This window comes from Bilophila sp. 4_1_30, assembly GCF_000224655.1.
GTDB lineage: Bacteria > Desulfobacterota > Desulfovibrionia > Desulfovibrionales > Desulfovibrionaceae > Bilophila > Bilophila wadsworthia.
Genome location: NZ_JH114231.1, coordinates 1,216,006 through 1,234,384 on the forward strand (window position 1 = coordinate 1,216,006; position 18,379 = coordinate 1,234,384).

Below are 18,379 nucleotides of genomic sequence, written 5' to 3' on the forward strand. Positions count from 1 at the left end.
GGGGACTTGCCGCTTACCCTTCAGGGGCGGCTGCTGCGCGTGCTTCAGGAACGGGAATTGGTACGCGTGGGCGGGACGCAGGTGATCCCCCTCGACGTACGCGTCCTGTGCGCCACGCATCAGGATCTCCGCCAGCTTGTGGCAGAGGAACGGTTCCGGGCGGACCTCTTTTACCGCCTCAACGTGCTCTCTTTGCGCCTCCCGCCGCTCAGGGAGAGGCTTGAGGACATTGTGGATCTCGCCGTTTCCCATTTGAAGGAACACCTCGACGAGCCTCCGGCGGAAAGCCTGCTCGTCTCCCAGCTTGAGCGGCCCCTGATGCGCCATCCGTGGCCCGGCAACATCCGCGAACTGCTCAGCCTCATGGAACGCATGGCCATCGTCGCCAACCACATGGCCGAAGTAACAGACTGGGAACAATTGCTTTTATCACTATGGGAGGATCCGCCTCTTGAGGAGCGCCCCATAACGCCGAGCCTCCCCCAAGAGCCCGAGGATTCGCCGCCTCCTACCCTCAGGAGCCACATGGCGCGGGAAGAGGCCCGGTTCATCCGGCAAGCCGTCGCCCGGTGCGAAGGGGATATGGGCAAGGCCGCCCACCTTCTCGGCATCAGCCGGATGACGTTGTGGCGCAAGCTTCAGGGGCTTGCGGAAACAAATGCGGAACATCCAGAGTAACAATATTGATACAAAAGGTTAACAAATATGGTATGTCGTAACGTTTTTGTTACAGACAATACCGCCTTTTTCCCTTCCCATATACCAATAAACGGCGATTTCCCTTCAAATGGGCTGGCATATTTCTTGATATAATCTTTCTAAGAGCCTTTCGGTACAACACCGTCGGCGCGCTGGAAGGGGCAGTCCCCTGCCCATGTCCCCCACACAATCAGAAGGATGGAGTTGCCATGAAGAAAAGCATCATCGCCTCGTTGCTCATCGCCTGTTCCCTGTTCATCGGCGGCAACACGGATGCCCGGGCGGAATACCCCTACGACAAGCCCATCAACATCATCGTGCCCTTCGGCCCCGGAGGAGGCGTCGACATCGCGGCGCGCATCCTCGCCGACTACTTCCAGCAGAACTACAACATCACCATCAACGTCGTGAACAAGCCCGGCGGCGCACAGGCCATCGGCATCAATGAAATGCTCCGCGCCCGTCCCGACGGCTATACCCTCGCCTTCCCCGGCTTCAGTGCCCTCGCCACCACCCCCAAGCTGACCAACGTGGGCTATAGCCTCAAGGACATCAAGCCCGTCGCCCACATCGCCAGCATGGAATGCGTATTGAGCACCAACAAGAGTTCCGGTATCGACACATGGGAAAAATTCCTCCAGGCCGCGGAAAAGAACCCCGATGGGACCGTCTACGGGACTACCGGATCCATCTCCACGCAACGCCTGTACATGACGAAACTGACCGACCGCTTCCACGGCGATCTCAAGATCCGCCATACCGCCTATACCAGCGGCCATGAAGTGAGCACCGCCCTGCTCGGCAAGCACATCACCGCCGGCTTCCAGGTCCCGGCCAACATCCTGCCTTATGCCAACTCCGGCGACTTCAACGTCATCGCCATCTCCCGCAAGGAACGCCGCGCCGATCTGCCCAATACGCCCACCTTCCGCGAACTGTACGCCGACAAGATGACCCCCGCGGACGAGAAGTGGATCGATCTCGGCGCGTGGCACGGCCTCGTGGTGTCCAGCAAGGTCAAGGACGATCGCATCGCCGCGCTCGAACCCCTCATCGAAAAGGCTATGAAGGACCCCGAAGTCATCGAAAAATTCAACAAAATCGGCCTTGATGCCGGGTATCTCCCCGCCAAGGAATTCGGACAGCTTATCCAGTCGTCCTCGGACCTCGCCGACGAAGTGCTGGCCGGGCGCAAGTCGCTTGACTAACCGGATATTGGGGCGGAGCGCGGGTGCGCCCCGCCCTTCCTTTTCACGACGAGGAGTCGCTTCATGAAAAACAAGACGGATTTCTTTATCGGCTTGGCGCTGCTCGCCTTCTGCTGCGTCATGGGATACCAGATACACTTGATCCCGGAACCTGCGGCGCTCGACTTCTTTTCGGCGGGTTCGTTCCCGACGGGCGTCACGATCGCCTTGGCCCTGCTCTCGCTTGTCCTCGTGGCAAGGGCGGTCTTGGGCAAGGATGAACGCGCGGCCTGCTGGCCTGAAAGGAAGCTCGCCGTCAAAATCGGACTGATGGCCGCGTGGATTCTCATCTATGTCATCGGGTTCATTTTCCTCGGAGAATACGCCTACGACGCCGAGTGGCCCGAAGGCACGGGCTTCGTCATCTCCACGCTGGTTTTCCTCTCCGGGGCGCAGGTGCTGACCGGATACCGCAATCCCTTCTACATCTTTCTTATTTCCGCAGGGATATCAGCCTTCCTGTATGCCGTGTTCGCCATCTTCTTCAAAGTCCCTCTTCCCTAAAAAGGCGGTACCCGATGTTCGATATGTTCATGACAGCCTTCAGTTCGGCCTGTAGTCTGGAAGCCCTCGTCGCCAACTTCATCGGCGTGGCGCTCGGCATCGTCTTCGGCGCGCTGCCCGGCCTCACCGCCGTCATGGGCGTGGCCCTGCTCATCCCCCTGACCTTCGGTTTCTCCCCCGTCATCGCCTTTTCCTCCCTGCTCGGCATGTACTGCGGCGCGATCTATGCGGGCAGCATCACCGCCATCCTTGTCGGCACGCCGGGCACGGCGGCCGCCGCCGCGACCATGCTCGAAGGGCCGCAGTTCACCGCCCGCGGGGAATCGCTCAAAGCGTTGGAAATGACCACCATCGCCTCCTTCATCGGCGGCATCTTTTCCTGTATCGTGCTGGCCACGGTCGCTCCGCAGCTCGCCCACTTCGCCCTCGACTTCAGCGCCCCGGAATATTTCTCCCTCGGCATCTTCGGCCTGACCATCGTGGCGACGCTGTCCGAAGGCGCGCTGCTCAAGGGCTGCATCGCTGCGCTGCTCGGTATGCTCATCTCCATGATCGGCATGGACCCGCTTTCCGGCAACCTGCGCATGACCTTTGACTCGCCAGACCTCATCAACGGCGTTTCCCTCGTCCCCGCGCTCGTCGGGCTCTATGCCCTGTCGCAGGTGTTGGTTACCATTGAAGACGTTTTCATGGGCCGCAAGCTCTCCACTGCCGAAATCTCGCGCAAGCGTATGCCCCTTTCCGAAATCTGGACCAACCGGGCCGCCCTGCTCCGCGGCTCGATCATCGGCACGTTCATCGGCATCGTCCCGGCCACGGGCTCAGGAACGGCCTCATTCGCGGCCTACAGCGAAACCAAGCGCCATTCAAAGCATCCCGAACTTTTCGGCAAGGGCTCCATTGAAGGCATCGCGGCCACGGAATCCGCCAACAACGCCGTCACCGGCGGCGCGCTCATCCCCCTGCTGACCCTCGGCGTGCCCGGCGACGTGGTCACGGCGATCATGCTCGGCGCGCTTATGATCCAGGGCATGACTCCCGGTCCGCTGCTGTTCCAGGAACAGGGCACGCTCGTCTACAGCATTTTCATCGCCCTGTTCGTCTCCAACGTCTTCATGCTGCTTCTGGGCTACTACGCGGTGCGCCTGTTCGCCAAGGTCGTGCTCATCCCCGGCGGCATCCTCATGCCCCTCGTCACCACCCTGTGCGTGGTGGGCGGCTACGCCCTGAACAACTCCAACTTCGACCTCGCCGTCATGGCCGGTTTCGGGTTGCTCGGCTACATCATGACCAAGGCGCGCTTCCCGCTCGCCCCCCTGCTCCTCGCCATGATCCTCTCCGGAATCATCGAAACCAACTTCCGCAGGGCGCTCAGCATCTCCAATCAGGATTTCTCCGTATTCTTCACCCGTCCGGTCTGCGCGGCGTTCCTCGCCATCAGCATCTTCATCCTGTTCAACCTGCTCTGGAAGGAATGGAAGAAGTACCGCGCCGCCAGCGCCGCCTGATCCCGCAACCCTTATGAGGCCAGCCATGCAACAAGCGACTCACATCTACCGGAACGGCACCATCCTGACGATGGATTCCCGCTGCTCCATCGTTTCCTGCCTTGCCGTATCCGGCGAAACCATCCTTGCCGTGGGCTCGGAAGCCGAAGTGGCTCCGTTCCAGGGCCCGGAAACTCATATCGCCGATCTCGGCGGGCGGTTCATGATGCCGGGCTTCTACGACTGCCACAGCCATTTCATGCGCGCGGGCATGTACAACAAATACTATCTCGACGTGAATTCCCATCCCATCGGGGACGTGAGGACGCACGGCGACATCCGCCGCAAGGTACGCGAAGCCCTTTCGGGTATGCCCGCCGGGGAATGGCTGCTCTGCGCGGGGTATGACGATACCGCCGTTTCCGAAGCGCGGCATTTCACGCTTGTCGAACTGGACGCGATGGCCCCGGATCACCCGCTATTCCTGCGCCACATCTCCGGGCATCTGGCCCTGTGCAACAGCAAGGCGTTTGAGGCAGCCGGGATCACGGATGAAACCCTGAATCCGTCGGGCGGCGTGTTCCGGCATGACGGAAACGGCCGCCTCACCGGATTGGTGGAGGAACCCGCCGCAATGGAGATGGTCCTGGCGGCCTCCCCGCAGATGACCGAGGAAAAATGGCTCGGCGCGGTGGAACGGGCTACCGACGACTATGTCGCCAAAGGCGTGACGACCGCCCACGACGGCGGCGTCACCACGGCCATGTGGAAAAACTACATGACCGCCCACAAACGGGGGATGCTCAAAAACCGCGTCCAGCTTCTGCCCAAGCACGGCTGGTTCGACTTTTCGCTGGCCCCCACCGTGCAATGCGGCACGCCCCTGACCAAGGACGGCCTGCTCAGCATGGGCGCTGTGAAACTGTTTCAGGACGGGAGCCTCCAAGGGTACACCGGCTATCTGAGCAATCCCTACCATTCGCTGCCGGACGCCATCTCCGACGGGTCATGGCGCGGATACCCCATCTACAATCCCCGTGAACTCGCCAACATCGTTACCCGCTACCACGAAGAGGGCTGGCAGGTCGCCATCCACGGCAACGGCGACGCGGGCATCGAAGACATCCTCAACGCCTTTGAGGAGGCGCAGAAGGCGTACCCCCGGGCCAACGCGCGGCACATCATCATCCATTGCCAGACCGTCCGCGAGGATCAGCTCGACCGCATCGAACGGCTCGGCGTGGTTCCGTCCTTCTTCACCGTACACACCTATTACTGGGGCGACCGCCATCGGGACATCTTCCTCGGGAAAGCCCGCGCATCCCGGATCGATCCGCTGCGGAGCGCCCTGAAACGCGGCATCCCCTTCACTTCCCACAACGACACCTCCGTCACGCCTATGGATCCGTTGCTCTCCGTCTGGTCGGCGGTCAACCGGCTCACCGGCAGCGGCAAGGTGCTCGGCGAGGATCAGACCGTCTCTGTGCTGGATGCCCTGAAAAGCGTCACCATATGGGGCGCCTACCAGTTCCATGAGGAACGCATGAAGGGCAGCCTCGAGCCCGGCAAGCTCGCCGATATGGTCATCCTCGGAGAGAACCCGCTTGAAATCGCGCCCGAACGCATCAGGGACATCCCGATTCTGGCAACCCTGGTGGGCAACCGGCTCGTCTACGGTTCCCTGTAATTTCCCCGTCCCCAACGCACCGGGCAAAGGATGATCCCCCTTCCCCCGCCCGGTGCGGTTTGGGGTTCCCCCGGCAGCACACTCGCCCATTCCTCCGGGCGGCCGCCGGGGGAACCAACCTCCATATAAGAACACCCGCTCAGTCAATCCGAGCGGGTCTCCTTATATGGAGGAAGGATAGGGGGAGACGCTCCATTCAGCCGCCGTCCAGCCGTAACCCGGACGCCGCACAGAATCGGCATACCGGAACTTATGCGTGCCGCCCCATTTCGTATGCCTCATTCAGAGCCGGGCTTTCCTTGATGTCGCCTTTTTTCCATGCGCCCGATCCGTAAACGATGCCCTTTTCCCGCACACCTTCCAGACAGTACAGGAACCCGCGGAACCCTTCGATGGTCCTCTCCAGCGACCGCTTTTCGCCGTCGGCGGCGGTGGCGATAAAATAAAACGCCTTGTTGCTGATTTCCGTATACCGGGCGACGCACCGATCAATAAGCGTCTTCATCTGCGCATCCATCGTATAGAAATATACCGGCGTCGCCATGACGATCACGTCAGCGGCGATCATCTTTTCCAGAATCCCGGCCATATCGTCCTTCTGCACACAGACGCCGTTGTTCTGGTGGCAGGCTTCACAGCCGATGCAATAGCCGATGTTTTTGTCGCGGAGGAAAACCTTTTCGGCCCGATGGCCGGATTCCCGCGCGCCTTCCATGAAGCGATCACACAATATATCGGAATTGCCGCCCTTTCTGGGGCTCCCCGACAGTATCAGTATATTTTTGCTCATGACATCCTCTCAAAACGGAAAGATCATTTTCCCATGCCGATCTTGCGAAGCCACGCGGCCACCTCGCCTTGCGCGGAAGCGGCCCGGCTTCCCCTGACGGCAAGCCCGTCCAGAACAACCGCCTTCGGGCAAAACACCTTGATGTCCGCAACGCTGCGGCCCAGCGCGCTGCCCTCATGCGTGATGAACGGGGCAATCCGCTTGCCCGCCAAATCGTACTCGGACAGGAACGTCCTCACCGGCCCGGCTACAGTCCCCCACCAGTTGGGCGATCCCACGAAAACGACGTCGTACGCCTCGATGTGCTCGATCCTGTTCTTCAAAGGCGGCTTGTAGCCCGACGCCAGTTCCTGCTTCGCCTGATCCGTGGTCGCACGGTACGCCTCGGGATACGGCGTCACCGGCTGAAGTTCCACAATATCCCCGCCGACCGCCGCATAAATGGCTTCGGCAACGGCGCGCGTGTTGCCGGAACGGGAATAGTAGACGACCAACGCCTTGGCTCCGCCCTCCGTGGCGGCATAGGCCGACGAAACATGCGGCAACAAACGGCCTCCGAACCCGGCAAGCAACCCGGCGGCCGTATATTTCAGCAGACTTCTTCTGGACGAATCGATTTCCAGTGCCTTGCTCATAACAATCCTCTCTTGTCCGTTTCGAGCTTTCAGCTGTGTATTCCATCCATACGGATCAACAATTCCATGAATCAGATATACTGTCTCCGAACCTCTGTGAGTAGATACGATTCTACCCATTTTTTGCCTGATCCTCTCTTCCCTCCCCTCTGCAAGAGCCTATGGCTGCCTCCTCGAACACGCGGGCGCACATCTGAGGAAAGTACATGAAGGTGTACCATTGAAGGATACGGCACGAGATACGGACAATGTCCGGCAACGCTTCCCAGAGAAAGGGCGACAGAAAAAGCAAGGAGATCCCAGAGGCGCGGGAGAATGAAAACGGCTCAGGCCCTGTCGAAAAAGCCGGAAAGCGTTTCCACCCTGACCACACGGGGAGGCGGAAGCTGGGGAGCGGCTTCGGCAATGCGGCGGGCCAGCTCGGCACAAAGGCCGGGAGCAAGAGCGGGCTCCGGCAGGACGTGCAATTCCAGCCGTTCCGCATCGACGAGACGCAGACGGAAATCCGGCCCGGGCAGTCCGGCTGAGGCGAACACACCATGAACGGCCCGCTCACCGGCGGCAAGCCCCGCGAGCAGGGAACGCTCCGGCTTCATGCCGTACGGGAGCCGCGTCAGCAGGCAAGGCCGGGCTTTCTGCTCCGGATCTTCCATTCCCGTCAGTGCGGCGCACCGATGGATGTCCGCCTTGGTCAGGCCGGCGGAAGCCAGCGGGGACAGGATGCCGAGTTCCTCGACGGCCCGTATGCCGGGGCGGTACTGCCCCGCATCGGAAGCGTTCGTACCGTCGCACAGGGGAAGGCCGGTTCGAGCTTTCAGCAAGGAAAACAGGTTACGCTTGCACGCATAACAACGGCGGCGATCCCCGGAGGCCACCAAAGCTGAATCCAGTGGATCGGCGGGAAGTTCCTCATAGGCGAGCTCCCGGGAGGCCGCCCAATGACGCGCGTAGTCCGTCTCTTCCGGGGGAATGTGCGGTCCGACGATGTGCAGCAGTACGGGCTCGAAGCCGAACCGCTGGGCCGCATGAGCGAGAAAACGGCTGTCCAGCCCACCCGAGTAGGCCAAAGCAAAACGGTTCCCTGCCGCGAGGACGCCGAGGACGCTTTCAAGACGCGGCAGGAGCGCGGTTTCGTCCGGAGACGCGGCGGTCACACTTGAATCCATCACGGCAATACCCTCATACACTTACAAAAAAATGCCGGAAACCCCGTTCACCGATACGGCGGAATCAGCCTTCAAGCTCCGTACCACAGGCGAAGATCGTCCCGTTGGGCGCATTGGCGAAAACACGCGACCCGTAGACCAGAGCCCGTTTTTCCACCAGCATGGCGGGCCACGGCCCGAACGTCGCCCCAAGGCTGCGAAGCAGGGCGATGGCTGTGGGCGTCACGGTTTCGCCTTCGCCGGAGAACGGACGGACGGGAATGCCTTCGAGCAGTTCCAGTACCGCAGGAGCCGGAACGGGTATGACGCCGTGGGCGCAAACGACCTCACCGTCCGCAATGGGCAGGGGGCTGACCACAAACCGCGCGGGCGAGAGCCGCGTGAACAGGACGCAGGCCATACAAATGTCCAGGATACTGTCCAGCGCGCCGACCTCATGAAAACGGACGGCCTCCGGCTTCATGCCGTGCACGGCGGCTTCGGCCTTCGCCAGCAACGTGAACGTATCCGAGGCCAAGCGCTTCGGCTCATCGTCCATGCCGCTCCCGGCGATGATTCCAAGAATATCCTCAAGAGTGCGGTGTTCGTGCTGGTGGGGAAGCGACACGTCCGCGAACCAGCCGCCGATACGGTTCACCTGCCGCCGCGTCAGACGCACGGCCCCGGCGAGCTCGGGCAGCACGGAGGCAAGCAGCCTGTCCGTTTCCGCCTCGTCGAGTTCCGTCATGCGCAGCAGCCCGGCAAGGAACATATCCCCGGACAGGCCGGAATGTGACCGGATGGTCAGGATACGGCCTCTCCCGGCTCTGTCCCGCCCATCCCCGTGGGCCGTTTCATGCGTATGGCCGTGCTCATGATGGTGTTCATGGCGGTGGGCATGATCTCCGTGTGCGTGCGCTTCGCTCATAATCCGTTTACCACCCTTGCGGCGGCGCAGGCCGCGCCGTATCCGTTGTCGATATTCATGATCCCCACGCCGGGAGCGCAGCTTGAAAGCATACTCGCCAGCGCGGCCCGTCCGCCCTGCGCCGCACCGTACCCAACGGACGTCGGCACGCCGAAGATCGGCTTGGGCGTAAGCCCGCCCATCACGCTGACCAGCGCGGCGTCGAGCCCGGCAACCACGATCACGGCATCGAAGGTATTGATCTCCTCCAGCCGCTCCGCGAGCCGCCACAACCCGGCAACGCCGCAGTCTTCGAACAGTTTGTGCCCGATACCCAGATACGCCAGCGTCCGCGCCGCCTCCCAGGCTACGAAGCCGTCCGCCGTGCCCGCGGAAATGACGGCGACCCTGCCCTTCCCTTTCGGCGGGAGCGCGTCCCCGAACGCGGTACGCGACAGGGGATGGTAGTCATACTCCGCGCGGATCTCGGCGGGAACCCGGGCGAACACGTCCGGGGCAAGCCGTGTGAACAGGACCGGATGCCCCGAGCCCCTGCCAAAACTGGAGAGCAGCTCCACGAGCGCCTCAAAAGGCTTCCCTTCGCAAAACACCGCTTCCGGCAGCCCGATCCGGGCCGTCCGGGCGTGATCAAACAGAATGCCGTGGTCCATATCCTTACCCGTCTTTTGGAAAATTCCGAAACACCACGCCGCCGGGGTGAAGGCCGAGGGGAGCCCCCACCACCGGTGCGGGCAGCCATGCGCCCGGACGCATCCGCATCATGGCCGCCCGCGAACGGCGCCTTACACCGTGATCAGCTCATAATCCCGCGAACCCATGCCGATGGATTCGGCATACTCAACCTGATGCCAGCCCCGCGTATTCGGATGCAGTGCCGAGAACTTGTCGTAGCCGCAGGAGTGCGCGCCGTGCTCGCCCAGCGGAATGAGGCTGTGCGCTTCCTTCACCAGCTCGAAACAGGCCGTGTCCAGCGCTACGGGGTCCTCCGAAGCGAGGATACCCAGATCCGGGACAATCGCCGGCTCGGACCAACCGGCGCAGTCGCACTGCGGCGTCACGTTGAGCAGGAAGTTCAGGTAGCAGATGCGGCCTTCCTTGCCCTTTACCGCTCCGTAGGCGTATTCCGCCATGCGCTCGGCGAAGTCGGAATACTCGTTGGGCGTGTCGACGCCGATGGCCCCCTGCTTACATGCCGTTACGCATTCGTAACAACCGATGCAGCGTTCCTTGTCGATGACGGCATGACGGCCCTTCTCGGCTTTTTCCAATGAAAGCGCGTTTCTCGGGCACAGCGGCACGCACTGCCCGCAGCCAATGCATTTCGGGTAGATCACGACGTTTCTGCCGTGCTGATCGATTTTCCCGGCCTGCGGGGCGCAGCCCATGGCGAGGTTCTTGATCGCGCCGCCGAAACCGCCCATCGCGTGCCCCTTGAAGTGGGACAGAACGACCATCGCGTTGGCGGAAAGGAACGCCTGCGCGATCTTGACCGAAGCGAAATGTTTCAGGTTGACGGCCACTTCCTCGTAGCATTTGCTGGTCACGCCGTCGGCCATGATCACCGGAGCGTCCACGACATAGGGCGTAAAACCGTGGCGATACGCCGTTTCCAGATGATCCACGGCGTTGTGGCGGGTGGACTTGTAGAGCGTGCAGGTATCCGTCAGGAACGGGCGGGCCCCCGTCGCCTTCACGCAATCCACGACCTGCCGCACGAACGTCGGGTGCAGGTAGGTATCGTTGCCCGCTTCGCCGAAGTGCAGCTTGATGGCAACGACCTCATCCTCTCCGACCGTGCCGAGCGGCTTCACCTTGTCCGCAAGCCCCACGGCGTCGCAGAGCCGCTTGATCTTGGCGAGCCGGTGATCGGAAGGATTTTTTACAGCAAGTTTTGCCAGATAAACGGGAACAGACATACTTTCTCCTTGTTTTCAAACTGCCCCGCCGAGTACGGCGGGAACTCTGGCCCCCGGTGCGCGGCTCACAGCGAAGCCCTCACGCACACCGGAACACTCTCAATACGGAAGGGAAACCACGCCTCCCGGATGGGAAAGCGGGCGAGCCGCCGCTAGTTTTCCGGGATGACCGCGTTGACGCACCCGAGCGCGTTCAGGGTCCGGGGGAATCCGATATACGGCAGGCAACACGTCAGCGCGTCGATCAGGTTTTCTTTCGTGTTCCCCACATTCACGTTGCCCTGCACATGGCTCTTGACCTGGCTCTCGCACCCGCCCAAGGAGCTGATGATGCAAAAGGTCAGGATTTCGCGGGTCCGCAGATCCAACCCCTTTCGCGTATACACGTCCCCAAAGCAGAATGCCGAGAGCATGTCGCGGAGGAGGTGTTGCTGGTTCTGCGGCGTGCTCTTGTGCATGGAGTCTATCGCCGCTCCGAAAATGGACTTCTGCACTTTGACGCCCTGCGTGAAGCGGTCGTCTTCCGTCACGGTCTTCTGCGAGGCAACGGGCAGCGGGATACGTTTTTCCCTGAAGACCTCATTGACCAGCCGGAGCGCTTTTTCGGTCTTGGGAAAACCGATATACGGAGCGCACTGGTACATCGCTTCCTTGATTTCCTCGGGCGTCGCCCCGACCTGCAAGGCCGCGCCCACATGCGGGGCGAAGCCGTCCAAAGTCTGGCTAGCCGTCAGGACGACCAGCGTGATCAGCTCCTGCATTTTGGCGTCGAGCGACCCGTGCCACGCGACTTCGCCCCAGATGAGGCGATCCCGCATCTCGGCGAAATCCGGATCGGTCGCCTCTAAAGGAGACCGGACGTTTCCGAAACGTTCCAACTGTTTCTTTTCGGCCAAGGCGGCTCTGCTCATGTTCTTGCCTCCGTTTGGAACCTGCTGCGCAGGGGAAGAAGCCGCGATTGCCGCGCCGGACAACAGCAAACAAAACAATGCGGCGAAAAGTCCACAGGAAATGTTCCTTTTTTTGTGTGCGGGCATATGCGACCTCCCATCATGTCAATGCGTTGAAAGCGGCCCGGATACCCGAGGCCGGAAGGGAAAACGCTGCGGGCATGGCGTGATTCCCTATGGGTGCACCATACGCTCCCTAATGGAGAACAGAAGATACGATCCTCTCTTATTCTTGCCTGATTCTCTCGCGGTGCTACCCAAAGGGGACGGAGTGTGGTATCAAAAAACGGAAGTCTGAAAAGGATTTTTCTTTATTCCGTGCAAAAACAGAGGATTATGCCATATGATAGAAACAGGGAGTGGAGAGACGGCAAGAACCACCAGCCTGTTGAAAGAGAAATTGCTCCAGCGGGCGCCCGAGCACGGGAAGTATCCGATGGACATCGAAGGGCTGGTCATCACGCGGCGGCATGAAGCCAACAGGATTGAAACCTGCTTCTCCAAGCCTTCCGTCAGCGTGATCATTCAAGGCTCCAAGCGGACCATGCTGGGCTCCGAGGAGTACTGCTACGGCGAAAACCAGTGCCTCGTGGCCGGGGTGGACATGCCGAGCTCCTTTTACGTCACGGATGCCAGCCCTGAGCGGCCCTTTCTGGCGCTGTGCCTTGATCTGGACAAGTACCTGATCACCCGGCTCGCGGCGGAAGTCCCGCCGCCCTGCGCGACCGGGGCCTGCTCCTACAAGGGGCTCTCCGTCGCGGACGTCGATCCCGATATCCTGCATGCGTTCCTGCGCCTTATCGATCTTCTCGAGAAACCGGAGCAGATCCCCATACTCGGGCCGCTCATTGTCCGCGAAATCCATTACCGCCTGCTCATCGGCCCTCAAGGGGAATTCCTGCGCCGACTGAACACCCTCGGTACCCAGAGCAATCAGATCGCCCAAGCCATCACGTGGCTGCGGGACAATTACAGGGAACCGTTGCAGGTCGACAAGCTGGCTCAGAAGGTGAACATGGCCACCTCCACGTTCCACCGCCATTTTAAGGAAGTGACGACGCTCAGCCCGTTGCAGTTCCACAAGCGGCTGCGCCTGTACGAGGCCAAGCGCCTCATGCTCACGGAAAGCAAGGATGCCTCCAGTGCGAGCTTGGCCGTCGGCTACGAGAGCCCTACGCAGTTCAACCGGGAGTATAAGCGGCTGTTTGGCGAACCGCCGCACAGGGACGTGATGAGGATGCGCTGAGGACGGCGGCGCTTGCGCACCTCCCCCGCGCCTTTCCCCAGAGCGGTGGGAGTGCTGTGGGATCACTCAAAAAACCGGAAAAAACGCCCCTTCCGATATGCTCGGAAGGGGCTTTTTTCCGGGTACGGCATTCGCCGCCCCACTGTCCCTCACCCAGAGAATGTACCGCGTTGGCTGCGGCATAGGCATTTCTTTCCGGCAATAAGACGGCTCTTCCGGATCGATCCGCACGGGGTATAGAGAGATAATTTCTTTACAATACATATGGATATATACTTTTTAGAGAAAAAAACACTTCCATTATTGCCTTTATAGACAGATCAGTCTAAAAATCATCCATGCAAAATCACGCGCAAGACGTCAAAGGCCGTGGCCGCCCGCCCAAGCAACGCGGCGACAAACTGCTGACCCGGGAAATGCTGGTCCACGTCGGGACGGAAGTGCTGACGGAAAAAGGCTATTCCGCAGTGGGGGTCGACGAGATATTGCAGCGCACGGGTATTTCGAGGTGTTCTTTCTACTACTATTTCAAGACAAAGGAAGGGTTCGGCGCGGAACTCATAGACCGCTACAGGCACTTCATCACGCAAAAGCTGGAGCGTTGCCTCTCTGACACGTCCCTGTCCCCGCTGGGCAGCCTCCGGACCTTCGTCGGCGAAGTGCGGGACGAGATGGCGCGGACCGATTGCCGTTCCGGTTGTCTGGTCGGAAAGCTGGCGCAGGAGGTCAACACGTTGCCGGAAAACTTCCGCGAGCAGCTTTCCGCCGTCTTCGCGGAGTGGCAGGCTGTTTTCGCGCGCGGCCTCAAACGTGCCCAAGAGACTGGAGAAATATCACCGGAACTGGACTGTGCCTCTACGGCGGCCTTCTTCTGGTACGGCTGGGAGGGAGCCCTGCAACGGGCCAATCTGGAATTGAACATCAAACCCGTCGATATCTTCATCGGCAATTTCTTTTCCCGGCTGACGGGATAACCCTACCGTCCCCATGAATCGGCAAACGGCCGAACAGCTTCCGGCGCCCGTCGATAACGCCGGGGTCTCCGGTTTTTGCCTCTATCCGGCCCACTCACACAGCCCGGCTTCCCGCCGCCGGCAACGTTTCAAAAAAGGATATGCCTCATGGCTCACGCGGACCCCGCCAGCGAACTGGCAACGAAGCCCCTCGGCAGGCTTCTTTTACGTTTCGCCATCCCGAGCATTTTTGCGCAGATCGTCAACCTCCTCTACAACATCGTCGACCGCATTTTCGTCGGCAGGATACCGGAGATTGGCCCACTGGCGCTGGCCGGGCTCGGCGTCGCCTTCCCCATCATCCTGATCATCTCGTCCTTCTCCTTCCTCGCGGGCATGGGCGGCGCGCCGCTCGCCTCCATCGCCATGGGGCGCGGCGACAATGCAAAAGCCGAGCGCATCCTCGGCAGTGCCTGCGTGTTCCTCCTCGTCATGTCGGTCGTGCTCACGGTGTTGTGCTTCTGGGCCATGCGCCCGATGCTGCTTATGTTCGGGGCAAGCGAACAGACCATCGGGTACGCGGTCGACTATTTTTCGCTCTACCTGCTCGGTACCCCTGCTGTGCAGCTCTCGCTGGGCCTGAACTACTATATTTCCTGCCAGGGCTTTGCCAAGACGAGCATGATGACCGTCCTCATCGGGGCGGCCCTCAACATTATCCTCGATCCGATCTTCATCTACGGCCTCGATATGGGATGCAAAGGCGCGGCGCTCGCCACGATTTGCAGCCAGGCCGTCAGCGCCGTCTGGATCTTCGCCTTCTTCTTCGGCAAACGCACGATTTTGCATTTCCGCAGGCAATACCTGCGGCTGGACCTCAAGGAACTTGTGCCCGTCATCCTGCTCGGCCTTTCCCCGTTCTTCGTCCAAGTGACGGACTGCATCGTCCCCCTGGTCATGAACGCCGGGATGCAGCAATACGGCAACGACTATTACGTCGGCACCATGACCGTCATGTTCAGCATCGAGCAACTGCTTCGCCTCCCCGCGGACGGCCTGTGCCAAGGCGCCGTGCCCATCATGAGCTACAACTACGGCGCGGGCAAACCCGAACGCGTGAAGAAGACCTTTTTCCTCATTCTGGCCTTTTCCTTCGGCTTTACCACCATCGCAAGCTGGCTCATCCTGCTCTTTCCCAAGACCTTCATCATGCCGTTCACCGATTCCCAGCGGCTCATCGAAATCACCATCCCCGCCATACGCATATACTTCGGGGGCATGATGTTCATCGGCGTCCTCTACGCCTGCCAGCGCACGTTCATGGCTCTGGGGCGCACCAAGCTCTCTCTCCTCGGGGCCATGATGCGCAAGCTCGTCATCCTGCTCCCGCTCTGCTTCATCCTCCCCAGGCTCGGCTACGGGACGGACGGCCTGCTTTATGCGGAATGCATCGCCGACGTTCTGGGCTCCGCCATTGTTTTTGCGATTTTCATTTGGAACTTCAAATCGATGCTCAAAACCCCCTAACGGTGTAAAAGGCCTTCACAGGCGTTTCGGCGTCCCGAGCGATTTCCTGATCCTTATCCTTATACGGCGTAAGGTCCAAAGCGGCAGGGGCGGAAGGCCGTTTCGAATCATTGGCAGAAGGGGCGGGCATGTTTTTCTCCTCCGCGCTTGACGCCCTCCCTTGAGTTACAGAGCGGACTCCCTTAGAATCATAGGACATACGCTCTTCTTTGGAGATTCATCGTGAAGCCGCTTGCCGCCCTTGCCAAAGGTATCTGTCTGTTCTGCGCCATTTTCGCGGCACAGGCGATGGCCTTTGCTGATGTGGCGGAGCGGACGGCTCCTTTGCCCGCCGCCGAAGTTTTGATCATCAATTCTTTTCATTCCGGCCATTTCTGGGAATACAATATCATAAAGCGGATCTCGGAAGAGCTTGAAAATGCGGAAACGGGCTTCCGTATACGCCTGCATTGCGAATATCTCGACTATGAACGCCATCCTCCCGGAAGTCTGGATAACGAACTCGTAAGCCTGTTTGCCCGAAAATACGCCGGGGTATCCCTCAAAGCCATCATTGTAACGGATAACGACGCGCTGGACTTCATGCTCGCCCACGGGAACCGCCTTTTCCCCGGCGTCCCCGTCGTCTTTTGCGGCATCGCGGATCCTCCCGCAGAACTTGCCGAACGCCGGGCGCAGTATACCGGCATTCTAGAAAATTTCTCCATCCACCGCATCCTTGAATCCATTCCCCTCGTCCACACGGAAGCCCGCCATTTGGCCATCATTTGCGGCGACACGACGTCCGCACGTACGGCATTGCGCCAGGCGGCCCCGGAGCTGGCCGCAATGGATCCGGGCATTACCGTCCGCACTCTTTCCGCGCTGCCCGCACAGGCAATGCGGAAAGCTCTTGAAGAACTGCCCCGGGATACGGTGCTCCTGAACTTCGGCTACTACCGCACAGCCGACGGCCAAAGCTATTCCATGAAGGAAAGCCTGCAACGGCTCCGCAGCTGGACCGACCTGCCCATGTATTCCCCGTGGAGTGGCCAGCTCGGTAAAGGGGTGCTGGCAGGGCAATGCGAATTCAACGAATTCCACGCCGTACATGCCGCGCGTATGGTCCTGTCCATTCTCGGCGGCACGCCACCGGATACCATCCCGCTGCTGCATGAACCGTCCCCACATCTCATTTATGATCACGCCATGCTGACACGGTACGGCATCAGAGAAAGCGACCTTCCGCCGGATTCGGTCATCATCAACCGCCCCCTTTCGTTTTATGAGCAGCACCGGGCCGCTTTGCTGCCGGCGATGACCGTCATGCTGGTCCTTTTCGGCATCATCCTGTTGCTCATGTATCTGCTCCGCGTGAAACAGCGTTCGGAAGCCCTGCTCAGACAGGAAAAAGCTGTGCTGGCCCAAGCGAACGCCCTTGAACGCCGCGGCCAGCTCGAGCGGCGTATGGAGGCCATCGGCCGCATGGCGGGAGGGATCACCCATGACGTGAACAATATCCTCGGGGGAATCGCCGCTTGCGCCCAGCTTGCCCTGCCTGAAATTCCACGTGAAAACCCGGCCCACGAGGACGTTTTGCATATCCTTGATGCCACTGTTCGCGGCAAAGATCTCATGAAGCAGATACGCATGACCGACAGCACCAAAACGCTGGATGCCCGTTCCGAAACGCCGCTTGTGTCGAAACTGATACGGGAATGCGCGGAAACGCTTCAGCCGCAGCTCCCTCCCCACATTTCCCTCAACGTGCGCAACGCCTGTCCCGAAGCGCGTATCCGGGCCGTATCCGTTGAGGTGCACCAAGTCCTCCTCAACCTGTGCCTCAACGCCATCCAGGCAATGCCGGATGGAGGCGAACTCACAGTTTCCGCCGGGCTCTACGCCGTGGAGCGGCACCGTTTCGGAGACGAGCTTGCCGAGGGCAGCTATATCCGCATAGACATTTCCGATACCGGAAAAGGCATCCCATCGGGGCTCATGGAATTCATTTTTGATCCCTTCTTTACTACAAAACAGGAAAACGGGGGCAGCGGCCTTGGGCTCGCGCAAGTCCACAGCCTCGTCCAGCGTAACCGGGGAGCGGTGCGCGTGGCCAACCGTCCCTGCGGCGGGGCCCTCTTTTCCGTATTCTTGCCGCATGTTTTTCCCTCTCCCGAACGGGATGATGCTGGCAAAGCAACCGGCAAGCCCCTCTCCGAAACGGTATCGCCCGTCGATTCCATCACGCAGCCGGTTAACGGTTTCCCCACGGGCCACCCCCGCACCGCGCCGCCCGGCGGCACAGCCGGGGAAATCCTCGTTGTGGACGATGATCCGGGCATACTCTATCTTCTTGAAAAGCTGCTGAACCAAATGCGGCTTTCCGTCGTCACCGCCGCTGATGCGGAAACGGCGCTGTCCCTGTTCGAGAAGGGGATGCATCCGGCTCTCGTCATTACGGATCAAAAACTGCCGGGTATACAGGGCATTGCCTTTGCCCGCCTTGTGCGGAAACATTTTCCCCGGACGCCGATCATTCTTTGCAGCAGCTGTTCGACCATGCATGACGCGAAATCATGCCAGATGGGAGCTGACGAGGACATACAGCGGTTCGTGAAGCCATTTGATCCGCAACGGCTGAAAGAGGCCGTGGACCGCGCTCTGCAACCCAAGACAGGAAGATGAA

The 18,379-nt window shown here is 60.4% G+C and carries 16 protein-coding genes; 9 read left to right on the plus strand and 7 right to left on the minus strand.

Going from position 1 to position 18,379, the window contains the following annotated elements; all coding sequences use genetic code 11:
- The 5 genes from HMPREF0178_RS05485 to HMPREF0178_RS05505 form a co-directional block, all read left to right on the plus strand.
- Positions 1 to 678, plus strand: a 678-nt coding sequence (locus HMPREF0178_RS05485) for a sigma 54-interacting transcriptional regulator (protein WP_009379719.1), incomplete at its 5' end; no start/stop codon positions are given.
- A 230-nt stretch (positions 679 to 908) separates the two neighbouring features.
- Entirely contained in the window at positions 909 to 1,907 is a 999-nt protein-coding gene (locus HMPREF0178_RS05490) for a tripartite tricarboxylate transporter substrate binding protein (RefSeq protein WP_009379721.1), read from the plus strand.
- A gap of 63 nt (positions 1,908 to 1,970) precedes the next feature.
- Positions 1,971 to 2,450 carry a tripartite tricarboxylate transporter TctB family protein gene (locus HMPREF0178_RS05495; RefSeq protein WP_009379723.1) on the plus strand — a complete coding sequence of 160 codons (480 nt, stop codon included), beginning with the start codon at positions 1,971 to 1,973 and terminating at the stop codon, positions 2,448 to 2,450.
- A 14-nt stretch (positions 2,451 to 2,464) separates the two neighbouring features.
- Positions 2,465 to 3,958, plus strand: a complete 1,494-nt coding sequence (locus tag HMPREF0178_RS05500; protein ID WP_009379725.1) for a tripartite tricarboxylate transporter permease — start codon at positions 2,465 to 2,467, stop codon at positions 3,956 to 3,958.
- A gap of 25 nt (positions 3,959 to 3,983) precedes the next feature.
- On the plus strand, positions 3,984 to 5,624 hold the full coding sequence (locus tag HMPREF0178_RS05505; protein ID WP_009379726.1) for an amidohydrolase: 1,641 nt from the start codon (positions 3,984 to 3,986) through the stop codon (positions 5,622 to 5,624).
- 250 nt (positions 5,625 to 5,874) lie between these two features.
- Here the strand turns inward: HMPREF0178_RS05505 and HMPREF0178_RS05510 are convergent, their stop codons facing one another.
- From HMPREF0178_RS05510 to HMPREF0178_RS05540, 7 genes are all read right to left on the minus strand, one after another.
- Positions 5,875 to 6,414: a flavodoxin family protein gene (locus HMPREF0178_RS05510; protein ID WP_009379728.1), complete on the minus strand. Its 540-nt coding sequence runs from the start codon at positions 6,412 to 6,414 to the stop codon at positions 5,875 to 5,877.
- A 23-nt stretch (positions 6,415 to 6,437) separates the two neighbouring features.
- Entirely contained in the window at positions 6,438 to 7,049 is a 612-nt protein-coding gene (locus HMPREF0178_RS05515) for a flavodoxin (RefSeq protein ID WP_009379730.1), read from the minus strand.
- Positions 7,050 to 7,375: 326 nt separating this feature from the next.
- A complete protein-coding gene (locus HMPREF0178_RS05520) occupies positions 7,376 to 8,215 on the minus strand; it encodes a tRNA(Ile)-lysidine synthetase (protein WP_009379733.1) in 840 nt (279 codons plus the stop codon).
- Positions 8,216 to 8,279: 64 nt separating this feature from the next.
- A complete protein-coding gene (locus HMPREF0178_RS05525) occupies positions 8,280 to 9,122 on the minus strand; it encodes a LarC family nickel insertion protein (RefSeq protein ID WP_009379734.1) in 843 nt (280 codons plus the stop codon).
- Complete coding sequence (gene larB / locus HMPREF0178_RS05530; RefSeq protein WP_009379736.1) at positions 9,119 to 9,772, minus strand: nickel pincer cofactor biosynthesis protein LarB; 654 nt, start codon at positions 9,770 to 9,772, stop codon at positions 9,119 to 9,121. The genes HMPREF0178_RS05525 and larB overlap by 4 nt, the downstream gene beginning before the upstream one ends.
- A 132-nt stretch (positions 9,773 to 9,904) precedes the next feature.
- On the minus strand, positions 9,905 to 11,038 hold the full coding sequence (locus tag HMPREF0178_RS05535; protein ID WP_009379738.1) for a DUF362 domain-containing protein: 1,134 nt from the start codon (positions 11,036 to 11,038) through the stop codon (positions 9,905 to 9,907).
- Positions 11,039 to 11,190: 152 nt separating this feature from the next.
- The gene (locus HMPREF0178_RS05540) at positions 11,191 to 11,949 is read right to left on the minus strand and encodes a carboxymuconolactone decarboxylase family protein (protein WP_009379740.1); all 759 of its coding nucleotides are present in this window, start codon (positions 11,947 to 11,949) and stop codon (positions 11,191 to 11,193) included.
- A 382-nt stretch (positions 11,950 to 12,331) separates the two neighbouring features.
- Here HMPREF0178_RS05540 and HMPREF0178_RS05545 point away from each other — a divergent pair, with 382 nt between their 5' ends.
- From HMPREF0178_RS05545 to HMPREF0178_RS05560, 4 genes are all read left to right on the plus strand, one after another.
- A complete protein-coding gene (locus HMPREF0178_RS05545; protein ID WP_009379742.1) occupies positions 12,332 to 13,234 on the plus strand; it encodes an AraC family transcriptional regulator in 903 nt (300 codons plus the stop codon).
- A 338-nt stretch (positions 13,235 to 13,572) separates the two neighbouring features.
- Positions 13,573 to 14,208: a TetR/AcrR family transcriptional regulator gene (locus HMPREF0178_RS05550; protein ID WP_009379744.1), complete on the plus strand. Its 636-nt coding sequence runs from the start codon at positions 13,573 to 13,575 to the stop codon at positions 14,206 to 14,208.
- A gap of 147 nt (positions 14,209 to 14,355) precedes the next feature.
- Positions 14,356 to 15,714, plus strand: coding sequence for an MATE family efflux transporter (locus HMPREF0178_RS05555; protein WP_009379745.1), 1,359 nt, complete (start codon positions 14,356 to 14,358; stop codon positions 15,712 to 15,714).
- Between the two features lie 222 nt (positions 15,715 to 15,936).
- Complete coding sequence (locus HMPREF0178_RS05560) at positions 15,937 to 18,378, plus strand: response regulator (RefSeq protein WP_009379749.1); 2,442 nt, start codon at positions 15,937 to 15,939, stop codon at positions 18,376 to 18,378.
- The last annotated feature ends 1 nt before the right edge of the window (position 18,379 follow it).

Bases quoted from the DNA above. Each gene is read 5' to 3' on its own strand.
- HMPREF0178_RS05490 (WP_009379721.1), top strand. From the start codon at position 909: ATGAAGAAAAGCATCATCGCCTCGTTGCTCATCGCCTGTTCCCTGTTC.
- HMPREF0178_RS05495 (WP_009379723.1), top strand. From the start codon at position 1,971: ATGAAAAACAAGACGGATTTCTTTATCGGCTTGGCGCTGCTCGCCTTC.
- HMPREF0178_RS05500 (WP_009379725.1), top strand. From the start codon at position 2,465: ATGTTCGATATGTTCATGACAGCCTTCAGTTCGGCCTGTAGTCTGGAA.
- HMPREF0178_RS05505 (WP_009379726.1), top strand. From the start codon at position 3,984: ATGCAACAAGCGACTCACATCTACCGGAACGGCACCATCCTGACGATG.
- HMPREF0178_RS05510 (WP_009379728.1), bottom strand. From the start codon at position 6,414: ATGAGCAAAAATATACTGATACTGTCGGGGAGCCCCAGAAAGGGCGGC.
- HMPREF0178_RS05515 (WP_009379730.1), bottom strand. From the start codon at position 7,049: ATGAGCAAGGCACTGGAAATCGATTCGTCCAGAAGAAGTCTGCTGAAA.
- HMPREF0178_RS05520 (WP_009379733.1), bottom strand. From the start codon at position 8,215: ATGGATTCAAGTGTGACCGCCGCGTCTCCGGACGAAACCGCGCTCCTG.
- HMPREF0178_RS05525 (WP_009379734.1), bottom strand. From the start codon at position 9,122: ATGAGCGAAGCGCACGCACACGGAGATCATGCCCACCGCCATGAACAC.
- larB (WP_009379736.1), bottom strand. From the start codon at position 9,772: ATGGACCACGGCATTCTGTTTGATCACGCCCGGACGGCCCGGATCGGG.
- HMPREF0178_RS05535 (WP_009379738.1), bottom strand. From the start codon at position 11,038: ATGTCTGTTCCCGTTTATCTGGCAAAACTTGCTGTAAAAAATCCTTCC.
- HMPREF0178_RS05540 (WP_009379740.1), bottom strand. From the start codon at position 11,949: ATGAGCAGAGCCGCCTTGGCCGAAAAGAAACAGTTGGAACGTTTCGGA.
- HMPREF0178_RS05545 (WP_009379742.1), top strand. From the start codon at position 12,332: ATGATAGAAACAGGGAGTGGAGAGACGGCAAGAACCACCAGCCTGTTG.
- HMPREF0178_RS05550 (WP_009379744.1), top strand. From the start codon at position 13,573: ATGCAAAATCACGCGCAAGACGTCAAAGGCCGTGGCCGCCCGCCCAAG.
- HMPREF0178_RS05555 (WP_009379745.1), top strand. From the start codon at position 14,356: ATGGCTCACGCGGACCCCGCCAGCGAACTGGCAACGAAGCCCCTCGGC.